The organism is Streptomyces sp. NPDC090445, assembly GCF_044769385.1.
Taxonomy (GTDB): domain Bacteria; phylum Actinomycetota; class Actinomycetes; order Streptomycetales; family Streptomycetaceae; genus Streptomyces.
This window is the reverse complement of record NZ_JBIVXV010000060.1, coordinates 1-12743: the sequence shown is the minus strand read 5'-3', so window position 1 is coordinate 12743 and position 12743 is coordinate 1. Positions and strand designations below refer to the sequence as shown.

Sequence of the window (12743 nt, the reverse complement as noted above, 5' to 3'; positions counted from 1 at the left end):
CCGAGTAGTCCCTCATCGCCATCGGCGGTCTTCTCGCTTCCTCCGGATCAAGCAGATCCAGTATCAGCGTGTCCACCACTCAGGGGGAGGCCCCGGCAGGGAGGGCGGACGTGGTGGGCCCGTACCGGCCGAGGCGGAAGCTCCGGTCTCGGCGCACCCCGAGCCCTCAAGGCCCGAGGCCCGCGGACTGATCAGCGCCTCCACCCACGCCCCGAACGCCGATTCCCTGGACGCCGCCCTGGGAAACGGTCCGGTGATGGTCGGTCTGCCATGGTTCAACGCCTGGTTCATCCCGACCGCCAACCACCACGACGACACCGTCCCCTGCCGGCGTACCTCCGGCCTGGCCGGAGGCCGGCTTCCCGGACCCCTCCCACGGCCCGGTAGTCCCCCACAGATCTCCCTGGGCACGACCCGGGCCGACGCCCGCGACTCCCTCCTCCACCCCTCCTCCTACGCCCGCCGCGCTGCCGCCGCCCCGCCGCGCTGCCGCCGCCCCGCCGCGCCGCCGCGTCGACGCGATCCGACTCCACGCCTGAGGAGCCCGCCCATGACGTCCTTCCACGCCGCGATCGTCCACCCCGACCGATCCACCACCTACTGCGGAGAGGTCGACGAGGAACACGTCGCCACCGCCCGCGCGATCGCCCTGCTCGACCACACGCCCCGCTTCGTCCGCGAACACCGCAACCGGCCCGGCAGCCTCTTCATCCTCCGCGACGACGGCAACCTCGACGTCTACGAGCCGGTCGGAGCCGCCCCCCGCGCCTCCCGCACCCCGGCCCCCGCCCCGATCCGCACCGGCGAGGCGGTGCGCCCGGCGGCGGGAGAGCCGCCCAGCGGGGCCGCGGGCACCGTGTGGATCCCCGGCGCCATCCGCATCGGCGACGGCAGCATCGGGGGCGCCATGGACACCCCCGGCAACCCGCCCCGCGTGACCCTGCACACCACCGAGTCCCCGGCCGGCGGCCGCTACCTGGAGTCCCTCAGCTCCTACCTGATCGAGGTCTCCTCCGAGCCCCAGCTCGTGTACTGCCCCGTCACCGACCGCGTCGCCCAGCTCGGACCCCTCAACGAATCCGCGCGCGCCCTGCGCAACGACGGACAGCGCCGAACCAACCGCGAAGGCAGGGTCAACATCCAGATCGAGGTCCTCGCCTACGCCAAGGACCCGTGGACGACCGGCTGGGACCCCGCCCGGAACCCCGGATGGCGCTCCATCCTGGCCGCCGCCCGCTCCTGGGACGTCCCCGACGAGTTCCCGGCCGGCCCGCCCGGCCCCTACCCCGGTCCCGACAAGCCGCGTTCGCGGTCGGTGTGGCAGAACTCGGGCGGGTACTTCGGGCACTGCGACGTCCCCGGGAACGATCACGGCGACCCGGGTGCCCTCGACACCTCCAAGGTGCTGGACGGCCCCGGCGGCGGGGGAGTACCGCCCGCCGACGCGGACGCGTTCCCCGGCGCGGGCCGGTTCGGGCCCGGCGCGGTCAACGCGTACGTCACCCGGCTCGGCCGGATGCTCGTCTCCCGCGGCGGCGGGCGCTTCTACCGCGTCGGCCCCGGCCCCGAGTGGAGCGCGGCCGACCGCCGGGCCACCGAAGCGTTCCAGCACGCCCAGGGCTGGACGGGCTCCGACGCCGACGGCATCCCCGGCCCCACCACCTGGGAGCTGCTCGTCACCGGCCGAGGCAACGACATCCCCGACGGTCCGGACACCGGAACCCCCCGGGTCAGCGTTGCGCACCTCGTGGCCGCGGCCGAGGCCGACATCCCCGCGCCCGACGGCCACACCACGTACGCCGACGAGGTCGGGGTCGTGGAGGACGCCCTCGTCGCCGAAGGCCTCCTCGACGCCCGCTACGCCGACGGCAGCTACGGCACCCGAACCCGCGACGCGTACGCCGCCTGGCAGCGCAGCGCGGCCGGCGGCTCCTACACGGGCTCGGCCGCCGACGGCATACCCGGCCTCAGGTCGCTGGAGCGACTGGCCGCCCGCCACGGCTTCACCGCCACCCCCTGACCAGTGCCCCAGCACCAAAGGAGAGACACCGTGTCCCGGACCGCCCCCGCGACCCGCATCGTCGCCGACGTTGCCGAGCGCACCCTCCTCACGTACTTCGAGGCCTTCCTCGGCCTCCTGCTCGCCGGCGCCACCACCGACATCGTCGACCTGTCCGTCCTGCAGGCCGCCGCCGTCGCCGCGCTTCCCGCGGGCCTCACCGTCATCAAGGGGGCCATCGGCTCCCGCCTCGGCCAGCCAGGCACAGCCGCCTGGCTGCCGAAGCCGCCCACCGACACCATCCGCCCCTGACCTCCGGAGTCCGCGCTGCCCGACGGAGACGTCGCCCTTGGGCCGTCCAGCTCCGCCGCGCCCTTGAAGCAGCTTGCGGGTGACCGGGAGTGAACGTACCGAGGCCACCAACCAGCAGGGTGCTCGGCGACGAGGAGACGGCACGATGGTGAAGTGAGGCAGGTCCGCTCGGGTCCGTTGACACGGCAGTGGACTCTCCCCCCGTGGGAGAGTCCACCATGGCGGGGTGCATGACGAACTCCTCACCATCGGGCGCTTCGCCCGTCTGTGCCGGCTCAGCGTCAAACAGCTACGGCACTACGACGAGACGGGCCTGCTGGTTCCGCTCCGCGTGGACGCCTGCTCCGGCTACCGCTATTACGCGCGGCAACAGGCACGGGATGCCCTGGCCATCGCACTGCTGCGCGAGATGGATCTCCCCCTGGCCGTGATCGCCCAGGCGCTGGCCGCCGAGCCCGGGCACAGAACACGGATCCTCCACGCGGAGCGGGACCGGCTGGCCGAGCGGATGAGCAGGGACCAGACCCGGCTGCAGATGCTGGACCGGCTGGCGCAAGGCGGTCTGCCCGGCTACGAGGTGACGATGAGCAGGGAGCCCGAGCGGCGGCTGGCAGTGGTACGGGCAGTCTGCACCCCCGCGGGAATCGGAGAGAAGGTCGAGGAAGGCGTGGGCCGGCTGCTGCCCATGCTCGGCAGGGCGGACATCGTATGGGAGCCGCCGCTGTGGGGGCTGTACCCGCTCGACCTGGAAGAGCGGATGGAGATCGCCGTCGGAGCGCAGACCCTGCACGGGGCAGCCCCGCCCGGTGGCCTGGAGTTCGAGGTGCTGCCCGGCGGTCCGGTTGCCGAGACCACGCACATCGGGCCCTACACCCAACTGCCCTTGGCCTACAACGCTCTCTTCGCCGCCATCCACGAGCACGGACTGCGTCCGCACGGACCCGTACGTGAGGCGTACCTCGTCGGACCGGCAGAAGCACCCCGAGAAGAACCGATGACCCGGTTGATCATCCCTGTCGAGGAGGGCACGGCGTGACCACGGTGGCGGGCACCGACGCCCGGGGCATGCAGCACTGCGAGACGACGGCGCTGGGAGTGCTGCTGCGGCACCAAGGGCTCGACCTGTCCGAACCCATGCTGTTCGGCCTCGGTTCCGGCCTGTCCTTCGTCTACTGGGACGGCAAGAACACGGACTTCCCGTTCCTCGGGGGACGGGTCAAGCCCTTCGACCTCACCAGAAACCTGGCCACCACACTCGGGCTGGAGCTCCTGGTCCAGGAAACCGGTTCCCCCCGCAGGGCCTGGGAGAACGTGACAGCCTCCATCGACGCCGGCCGCCCCGTCGGACTGCAGCTCGACAGCCACCACCTGGACTACTTCGGCTCGAAGGCCCATTTCGGCGGCCACGTCGTCGCCATGTACGGCTACGACGACCACGCCGCCTACCTGGTGGACACCGACCAGCAAGGTGGTGCGGTGTCCACCAGCCTGACCAGTCTTGCCCGGGCCAGGGCCGCGCGCGGACCGATGACCGCCAAGCACCGGTCCTTCACCGTCACCACTCCGCACAGCCTGCCGTCCCCACGCGACCGGATCATCCCCGCCATCACCGCCTGCGCCGGCGCGTTCCTCGACCCGCCCATCGCCAACCTGGGCCACCGGGGCATCGAAAAGGCCGGCAAGCTGGTACGCACATGGCTCCAGCGCACCCGTGCCCCGCAGCGGGACCTGCCGCAGGCCGCCCTCCTGATGGAGAAGGCCGGCACCGGGGGTGCCCTGTTCCGGAACCTCTACCGAGACTTCCTCACCGAATGCACCGGTCTGATCGACAGCAGCCACCTGCGCACCGGCCACACGCTGTACGCCGAGGCAGCCCCCCTGTGGACGGAAGCGGCAGCCCTGATCAGGAAGGCCGGCGAATCGGGCGAGGAGCAGTTCCTCACCCGAGCCGGCACGATCCTCGGCGAGCTTTCGCGCCTGGAGCGCGAGGCCATGCAAGCACTGAGCCGTCTGGACGCGTGACGGCCGCGAGTTCGAGCGCGAGGAAGGTTCTCCCGAAGACGCCGGGCGCCGTGTGTCCATGCCGCATCCGGGCAGGAAGAAGGGCATGGGCCGTATCAAGTGAGGGGAGCAGCACCATGACCGGGCATCCGGACGACGCCGCCGTCGAGGCGGCGCACGAGCCGCATGATCCCGCCCCGGGCGAGCGGGCGGTCCGCGACCGAGTGCGGGCCCAGGCCACCGGCATGCGTCACCACCAGGCCGAGGACGCATTGCGGGCGGCCCGAGAGGAGGGTGCCGCCCCGGCCGTCCTGGCCGAGTGGGAGCGCATCGAGGAACACCTCGCCACACACGGCGGCCCGTACGCCCCGGAGGCCGACCCGTACGTCCAGGGTCAATGGGCCGCCCGCTCCGAAGACAAGTCCGACCGGGCATGAGACGGAGCGGGAGCCGCGGCCGGCCGCAGCGCCGCCGCCCGTGCCTGCGCCGAGCTGACCCACAACCTCGTCCGCACCCGCAGCCACGCTGCACTCCCGTCGACCACCCACCCGGCGGTGCACGGCAGCAGCCGGGCCGGAACGCGGCTCTCCTGCAAGGACGGCGGCCCGTCACGTCCGGGGCATGCCGCCGGTGAGTGCGGCGAGGGCGTGCCGGAGGGCCGAGTCGCCCGGGGGGCGGCCGGCCCAGCGGGCGGCGACGTGGCCGTCAGGCCGGACGAGCAGCGCCCCGTACGGGGTGATGCCGCAGAGGTCGGCGTGCTCGGGGGGCAGGTTCTCGATACGCATCGGCCAAGGGGCGGTGGCCTGCCGCCCCCAGAGCACGGGATCGGGGGTGAGCAGGGTGAACCATTCGCCGAAGGCGTCCAGGGTGGAGCGGCCGTCGGGCAGCCGGAGGTGGGGCATGCGACGGCCCGGCAACGCGCTGGGGACGTAGTCCGTGCCCGCCCCGGACACTGCCGGCGGGGGGCTGCCGTCGCTGAGGACGGCGCCGGAGCGGTAGGTGACGCCGAGCACGAGCCCGAGTTGCGCGAAATACTGCTCCGACCAGGGCAGTTCGACCCGTTCCGGCGCCCCGCCACCCGTTTGGCGCTCGTCTTGGCGTCGGCCTTGGACCTGGAGCATGATCCGGGTGTTCTCCACGGCTTGTCCGAGGGTCCGGTCGGCGACGGGTCGGCGTTCTGTCTCATAGGTTCCCAAGAGGGACGGCTCGGCCCATCCCCGGAGGACGCCCGCCAGCTTCCAGCACAGGTTGTGCACGTCGGCGATGCCGGTGTTCATGCCCAGCCCCCCGGTGGGCGGGACCGCGTGTGCCGCATCACCGGCGAGCAGGACTCTGCCGCGGCAGAAGCGTTCTGCGACGAACGCGTTCATGACCCAGTGCTGAACCCGCGACACGCTGGTTCGCACGCCGGCGCCGGCGCCGGCGCCGGAGCCGGGCCCGGCGCCCGAGCCGAGTGCCTGTGAGACGAAGCGCGGCCAGTCGGTACGGTCGGCGCCCTCGGGTGTGGGGAAGAACCAGACCCAGCCGCCCTCGGGATAGAGCGGGCCGAATGCGCCCCGCGAGGTGAAGTAGACCCCGGCGGGCTGACCGGCGCACCAGTGGTCGAGGTCGGCGTCGAACAGGACGCTGGTGAAGTCCCCCAACGCTCCGGGGCCGGTGCTGTCGATCCCCAGCCGCTTCCGGAGGGTGGAGTCCGCCCCGTCGGCAGCCAGTACGTAGCGGGCCCGTACCCGAACCTCCCGACCACGGGAATGGTCGACGAGCAGGGCCACGACACCGTCCGCCTCTTCCACGACATCGATGCATTCGACCCCGAACCGCACGGGCGCCGAAGCCGCGGCCAGCAGAGTGGGCTCCAGCCGGTCCTGTGAGGTGACCACGCCGATCACCGGGCTCTCGGGCACCGGCGCATTGATGCCGATCATCGCCGCCGTGGCGAAGTCGCGGTCGAGCAGGGTGTCCCGGAAGCGGATGCGGCCGTACTCCGGCGCGAACGCCGCGGCCGTGATCTTGGCGGCGAGCCCGAGCTGGCGGAAGATCTCCATCGATCGCACGTTGATCAGCCGGGACCGGGGAAAGGGCGACAGCCCGCGGTGCTTCTCGACCAGCAGGGCGCGCACACCCCAGCGCTCCAGCAGTGCGCGGGCGGTGAGCCCGACCGGCCCACCACCGACGATCAACGCCTCCGCCTCGTCGTCGCCCCCACCGGCCGGGGTGTTGGTGCCGACAGTGGTCCGAACCGCCATGGGTTCCATCATGCGTCCCCGCCCGCCGCCCGCCGTGCCCGCACGCCGACGCGTACACCCGGACGGACTCGGCCCGAGGGTAAACGGGCGCCGCCGAGGAGTGCGACTCCGGGTCACCCGGCGGGTGGTGGCCGGCATCGTCGTACGTTCCCGCCGACGCCGGGGCGAAGTCGAGCCGGGTTGACACTGCGGTCAGGCTTTGTCGTGACGGCCCGCCCACACGGTGGGGATCCGCTGCGCCCAGGGGGTGGCCTGTTCCAGCTGTCCGGCGAGGCGGAAGAGGACGTCCTCGCGCCCGTATCCGGCGGCGAACTGGATGCCGATGGGGAGCCCGGTGGCAGGGTCGGTCTCCAGGGGGACGGACATGGCGGGGGTTCCCGCGACGTTGAACGCGGCGGTGAAGGGCGAGCGGTGGAAGAGCTGCTCGAGCCAGCCGAGACCGTCGGCTCCCTCGGCGCCCTCGGCGTACGTGCCCAGGGGGACGGGCAGTTCGGGCAGGGTCGGGGTGAGCAGCAGGTCGTAGTCGGCGAAGTACCGGCCGATCGCGCGCGCGACGCTGTTGCGCATCGCGAGCGCGTGGACGAACTCGGCCCCGCTGACCTTCTGCCCGTAGGCGTAACTGGCCAGCATCTCGGGTTCGACGGTGGTGGAGTCGATGGGGCGCGCGAAGGCCTCGGCGAAGCCGTCGATCCACGTCACCAGGTTGGTGCTCCACAGGCGGGCATGGGCCAGGACGAATTCCTCCCAGCTGATGCCGAGGCCGACCTGGACCTCTTCGACCCGGTGCCCCAGGGACTCGGCGAGTCGTGCGGAGCGGAGTGTGGCGTCGACGACGGAGCCGTCGACCGCCCGGCCGCCCCACGGCCGTGTGAGGAGGCCGATCCTGAGGCTGCCCGGTGAGCGGGTGATCTCCTGCGCATAGGGCCGCTCCGGCCGCTGCGCGAAATAGGGGTCGCCGATATCGGGGCCATGGACGAGGTCGAGCAGTGTGGCGCTGTCGCGTACCGAGCGGCTGAGGACGCCGTGGACGGCGAGCCCGTTGAAGACTTCGTCCGCGTCGGGGCCCAAGGAGATCCGGCCGCGGGTCGGCTTCAGCCCGAACAGGCCGTTGCCGGCGGCGGGGACACGGATGGAGCCGGCTGCGTCGGTGGCATGCGCGATCGGGACGATGCCCGCGGCGACGGCGGCTCCCGAGCCGCCGCTGGAGCCGCCGGGGCTGCGGGTCGGGTCCCAGGGGTTGCGGGTGGCGCCGTAGAGGACGCCTTCCGTGGTGGTGCTGTAGGCGAACTCCGGGGTCGCCGTGCGTCCGAGCGTCACCAGTCCGGCGCGACGGAAACGTGCCATGAGCGATGAGTCGGCCGCGGCGACGTTTCCCGCGGCGATACGGCTGCCCAGCTCCACGCGCTTGCCGGCCATCGCGACGGCCAGGTCCTTGATCAGGAACGGCACCCCTGCCAGCGGCGTACTGCCCGGAGCCGGCGCGTCCTGTGCGGGCCAGGTCTCGACGACGGCGTTGATCTGCGGATTCACCGCGTCGGCCGCCAGCTGGGTGGTCGAGGCGAGTTCCGCGGGAGTCACTTCACCGCGAGCGACCAGCTCGGCCAGGCCGACGCCGTCGTAGCCCACGTACTCGGAGAGCTTCATCTTCGTCCTTTCGGGAGGAGGGCTGGTACCGGTCAGCCCTGCGCGCAGGACCGATCGGTACCTAACGATACCGGTCGGTATCGTGTGGGACGGTTCGGTACCGTAGCATTGGCGTCAGGGCGGTACAACGCCCACCGGCCCGATGAAGGGGGGCATGGCGAGCATGGAGAGAGCCGGCAGGCAGAGCAGGGTGGCCAAGTTGCCGCCCCGGGAGCGGATCCTCGACGCGGCCGAAGAGCTCTTCTCGCGCGAGGGGATCAAGGCGGTGGGCGTCCAGGCGATCGTCAGCCGGGCCGAGACCACCAAGATGGCGCTGTACCGCCATTTCGCGACCAAGGACGCGCTGGTCGAGGAATGGATCCGGATCGTCGCAGCCGACTACACCGCCGTGTTCGACCGGCTGGAGGCCGCACACCCCGACGATCCCCGGGCGCAGATCCTGGGGATGGCCCGGTTCATCGCCGACGGGCTTCCCGAGATCTCCCACCGGGGTTGCCCGTTCATCAACTCCATCGCGGAACTGCCCGACCGCACCCACCCGGCACGCCGGCTGATCGAAGCCCACAAGGCCGGCCAGGTGCGCCGCCTCGCCGACCTGTGCGCCCGCGCCGGACTGGCCGATCCGGACGAGGCGGCCGCGGAGATCACCTTCGTCCTTGAAGGAACCCAGGTGAGTACCCAGAACGGAAGCATCGAGCACGCGGGCGAGCGGCTCATGAAGATCGTCAAAGCCGTCCTCGACCGCCACTCGGCCTCCAAGACTGCCCCGTGAAGTACCGCGCCCCGGAGTGATCCTGCTGCCCGGAGACCTGGCCAAGGCAGCGCTGAACGTGGGTGACGTCCGCTCCGGGCTTCACCACGCTCGTGGCCGGCGCCGTGCTCCCGCGCTCCCGTGCTCCCGTGCGCCAGGCGGCCGATCGCGGTCGATCGAGTCCCCCGGCCTCCAGGAACCGGTACGGGCACCGCGTCGTCGTAAGGAGCATGATCGACATTCCTGATCCTCCGGCAGCACGGCTCATCGAGGCGTGGGGGCGCCTCTCGGCGACCTCGGATCGCGCCGAAGCGGACCCGCTCGTACTGGACTGCGCCCGCCGCCTGCTCGCCGACCCCGGCGGTGAGGCGGCGTACGTATGGGTGTTCGGGCTGGTACGGATGGCCGGGTACCTCTCCTGGCGGCCGGGGCAGGAGGCCGAACAGAGCGCTCTGGACGCGCTGCTCGCCGTTGACCGGGCGCTGGAGGATGCGTCCTGCGCCCACGCCTCGCACCCCTACGAGGACGCGTTGAAGGAGCTCGTGGAAGACGAGGTGTGGCTGGCCGCGCCCGACAATCCGACGACCCTGGTCGCAGGTACGCCCGAGGACGACACATGGCTGTGCCCGGCCAACGTCCTCGGCTTCGCGCGCGTCACCGCCGACGTCATCGCCCCGTTCACCGTGCGCGGCGGCATACCCGAGCTGGTTCCCGACGCTCATGCCGACAGCTTGAGCAGCCTGTCGTCGGTCCTCAACGACCACCCCTACGGCGACCCCGGCGAGGAGCTGTCCTTCCAGGCGGGCAACCTCCCTCTCCATCCGACGAAGGGCGTGCGCGCAGGCCATGTCGTCACCCTGCACGCGAGCCAGTGGTACGCGATATCAGGCCGGATCACCGAGAAGTCCGTTTTCGACGACATGATCGCGGGCCTCGAGGCGGTGCTTCCGCACCTGGGGGACACAACCTGCAAGCACACCGTCGCCGAGCACCCCGAGCTGGACAGCGACCCGAGCGGCAACGCCATGACCGGCTACTACCTGCGCAGCCCCGGCGGGCGGGCCGAGCTCTGGTCGTGGGACGAGGACGAGGGCCTGGCGAGGTGGCTGTGCCCCGCCTTCCTGCGCGGCCTTGCCGACGAGGCGCTGGTCAACCTGCGCAACGAGCGGAACTCCCGCTTCGACGCGCAGGACAACAGCTCCCGGGACGCCGAGTACGCCCACCCCGACGGACGGCTCGACATCGGCAAGCCCCCGCACAGTTTCGAGAAGCCGGAGCGCGGCAAATCCTGACAGGCCGAGAACGCGGTGTGCTGGGCAGCCCGGCGGTACGCAGCGAACCGCGGGGTGCAGCCGCAGTCGCTCCACCAACCTCAAGGCTCCCACCCTCCACAGTTCGGGCCCCCAGCAGGCGGTCGAAATCGCTCGGACGCCGGGGCGGCTCCCCTGGCAGGGGCGTTCCGTTTGCTGACGCGCTCTCCTTCAGGGACTGCGAAGAATGCCCTCCGGCAGGCTCCACCGAACAACGGTGCGGCCCGCCCGGGGCACGCAACAGGCATGCTGGATGGGGGCCAGACCGTCCGACGGCCGTACAGACCCCTTCCCGGCCCCCTGCTCGGACCTCTCCGTCAAGGGGCGCGGAAATCCGTGGACGGACCCACGGAAGATCACGTACGGTGTGGCTCCACGCCCTGAGATGAACGGAAGGAGGCGAGTGCCGTGCGGTTCACACCTTTCCAGCGCTCCCTCTTCCACCATCCCGGCGTGATGCGTCAATTCTGACCGGGAGCGCTCCAAGCAGCCTGTATCCCGGAGGAATCCATGACCAGTCCGGTCATCCGCACGCTCTCCGCGAGCGACGCTCATCTCTTCGACACACTCCCCGACCCCCTGGGCGCCCGTGAAGGCCATCGGCGTACCCAGTTCCGCCCCGACTGGAAGCGCGTCGCCCTGCGCGACGGCGAGGTCGTCGCACGCGGCGCGTGGTGGGCCGGCCCCGACGACTCGGAGCCCGTCAACATCAACTGGTTCGACGTGGCCGAGGGCGAGGAAGAGGCCGGGGCCGAACTCCTGCGATCCGCTCCCCGGCAGGTCGAACTCGAGATCAACCTGCCCGGCGGCTGGCGGGAAAAGACCGACCTGCGCGCCGCCGCCGAGGCGCGCTTCGCCGCAGCACGAGCCGCAGGGTACGAACTCCTGGTGGAACGCTTCCTGTACCGCTGGACCCCGGAGCGAGGTCTGCCCGAGCGGCCCGGACGCCTGCGCTTCAGCGCAGAACCCGACGACACCGTGTTCTTCGACGCGTTGCGCCGCATCCACTCCGCCACCCTGGACGCCCACGCGCTCAGGGCCATCGAGGAGGGCGGCCTCGACCAGGCCGCCCAGGAGGAACTCGACTTCTTCCACTGGTGCCCGTCCCCACGGGAGTGGTGGCAGACCGCGCACACGCCCGAGGGCGACCTGGCCGGCATCCACATCCCGGCCCACAACCCCTCCGGACCGACCATCGGCTTCATCGGAGTCGTCCCGGAACAGCGCGGTCGCGGCTACGCCTACGACCTCCTCGCGGAGTGCACCCACCTCCTCGTCGAGCAGGGCGCGGAGTTCATCAGCGGAGCGACGGACCAGGCCAACTTCCCCATGGCCGCGAACTTTGCCAAGGCCGGCTTCCCCGTCATCCGTGAACGCATCAACTTCCACCCGGCGAGCCAAGCGGCCTAGCGACGAGTAGCACACGGTGAGCGGTCCGGTCCGAGGGCAGGCCCGGACCGCTTGCCAGTGCCCGGCGGCATGCCAGCCGACAGCGTGAACGTGCGGATCTGCGCTGCGGAGGGGCCACCTCTCGTGTCAGCCCACGCCGCGGGACGGATCGGAGCCCGGCGTCGTCGAGCCGGTGGAGGATCTCCTCGTGCAGCCAGCCCCACACTCCGGCCCTCGACCAGATCAGGAACCGACGCCGGGTGGTCGACTCCGAGATCCTGAAGCAGGGTGGCAGAGCCCGCCAGGCATACCCGCTGACCAGCACACAGACGACCGCGGCGAACAGCGCCTCATCAGGCGTGTCCTGCGTGCCACCGCCCTGCGGACGCACCCTCGACGGCGGGATCAGCGGGGGTGGGTAGGCCGGTGGTGGTGGCGGGGGACCTGTCGTTGACCTCGGCGCCCGCCATGACCGCAGTGGGGGTGGAGTCGGGAGTGGCTGCGCGGGAGGGCCAGGCGTGTCGGGCGGTGTGCCGATCGCGGCATCCGGTGTTGCGGACTTCGGGTCAGGCCCTCTTGCGTTGTGCCGCTGCCACGCCGGTAGGCCCGTCGCCCACGCTCACTGTGTCCGTTGTGCGGGCTGTCGAGGTGTCGATGACCGACAGGGTGTCCGAGTCGAAGTTGCTGACGTGGACCAGGGAGCCGTCCGGGCTGACGGCGAGGCCGTTGGGGCCGTCTCCCACGGCGACGGTTTCCGTGACGGCACGGGTGCGGGTGCTGATCACGGACACGTTGTCGGACCCGATGTTGGCGACGTACACCTGGCGGCCGTCCGGTCGCACTCCGATTCCCGCAGGCTGGTCCCCGACCGGGATGCGGTCCGATTCCGCGCCGTCGTGAACGTCGACCACCGACACGTCGTCCGAGGTCAGGTTGGAGACGTACAGGCGACGGCCGTCGGGGGCGAGTACCAGGTGTATTGCCTCGGGAGGTTGGGGACGGGTGATGCAGGTCTCGGCTGAGGTGTCTTGAACGGGTGAGGGCCTTCCGGGTTCGGTGTGGATTGCGACGTCTACACCGACCAGAAAGGC

General features: G+C 71.4%; 11 protein-coding genes and 1 pseudogene. 8 read left to right on the top strand and 4 right to left on the bottom strand.

Features of this window, described 5'->3' with window-relative positions:
- The first annotated feature begins 550 nt into the window (after positions 1–550).
- The 5 genes from ACIQUT_RS40005 (at position 551) to ACIQUT_RS39985 (ending at position 4749) form a co-directional block, all read left to right on the top strand.
- The gene (locus ACIQUT_RS40005; protein WP_403570626.1) at positions 551–2020 is read left to right on the top strand and encodes a peptidoglycan-binding protein; all 1470 of its coding nucleotides are present in this window, start codon (positions 551–553) and stop codon (positions 2018–2020) included.
- A 30-nt stretch (positions 2021–2050) separates the two neighbouring features.
- Positions 2051–2311 carry a hypothetical protein gene (locus tag ACIQUT_RS40000; protein WP_403570624.1) on the top strand — a complete coding sequence of 87 codons (261 nt, stop codon included), beginning with the start codon at positions 2051–2053 and terminating at the stop codon, positions 2309–2311.
- Positions 2312–2537: 226 nt separating this feature from the next.
- Positions 2538–3347 (top strand): GyrI-like domain-containing protein, encoded by an 810-nt coding sequence (locus ACIQUT_RS39995; protein WP_403570623.1) that lies wholly within the window; start codon positions 2538–2540, stop codon positions 3345–3347.
- Entirely contained in the window at positions 3344–4333 is a 990-nt protein-coding gene (locus ACIQUT_RS39990) for a BtrH N-terminal domain-containing protein (RefSeq protein WP_403570621.1), read from the top strand. The genes ACIQUT_RS39995 and ACIQUT_RS39990 overlap by 4 nt, the downstream gene beginning before the upstream one ends.
- Before the next feature lie 116 nt (positions 4334–4449).
- Entirely contained in the window at positions 4450–4749 is a 300-nt protein-coding gene (locus ACIQUT_RS39985; RefSeq protein ID WP_403570619.1) for a hypothetical protein, read from the top strand.
- Positions 4750–4920: 171 nt separating this feature from the next.
- Here the strand turns inward: ACIQUT_RS39985 and ACIQUT_RS39980 are convergent, their stop codons facing one another.
- On the bottom strand, positions 4921–6558 hold the full coding sequence (locus tag ACIQUT_RS39980; protein ID WP_403570617.1) for an FAD-dependent monooxygenase: 1638 nt from the start codon (positions 6556–6558) through the stop codon (positions 4921–4923).
- A gap of 192 nt (positions 6559–6750) precedes the next feature.
- On the bottom strand, positions 6751–8202 hold the full coding sequence (locus ACIQUT_RS39975; protein WP_403570615.1) for an amidase: 1452 nt from the start codon (positions 8200–8202) through the stop codon (positions 6751–6753).
- Between the two features lie 163 nt (positions 8203–8365).
- Between ACIQUT_RS39975 and ACIQUT_RS39970 the strand changes: the two genes are divergently transcribed.
- From ACIQUT_RS39970 to ACIQUT_RS39960, 3 genes are all read left to right on the top strand, one after another.
- A complete protein-coding gene (locus tag ACIQUT_RS39970) occupies positions 8366–8974 on the top strand; it encodes a TetR/AcrR family transcriptional regulator (protein WP_403570628.1) in 609 nt (202 codons plus the stop codon).
- Positions 8975–9183: 209 nt separating this feature from the next.
- Positions 9184–10245, top strand: coding sequence for a hypothetical protein (locus ACIQUT_RS39965; RefSeq protein WP_403570613.1), 1062 nt, complete (start codon positions 9184–9186; stop codon positions 10243–10245).
- 528 nt (positions 10246–10773) lie between these two features.
- Positions 10774–11673, top strand: a complete 900-nt coding sequence (locus ACIQUT_RS39960; RefSeq protein ID WP_403570611.1) for a GNAT family N-acetyltransferase — start codon at positions 10774–10776, stop codon at positions 11671–11673.
- Between the two features lie 136 nt (positions 11674–11809).
- Here the strand turns inward: ACIQUT_RS39960 and ACIQUT_RS39955 are convergent.
- Positions 11810–12061 (bottom strand): annotated as a pseudogene (locus ACIQUT_RS39955) (transposase); the annotation flags it as partial.
- A 157-nt stretch (positions 12062–12218) separates the two neighbouring features.
- Positions 12219–12743 (bottom strand): YncE family protein (locus ACIQUT_RS39950; RefSeq protein ID WP_403570609.1); only part of this gene is annotated, 525 nt, incomplete at its 5' end.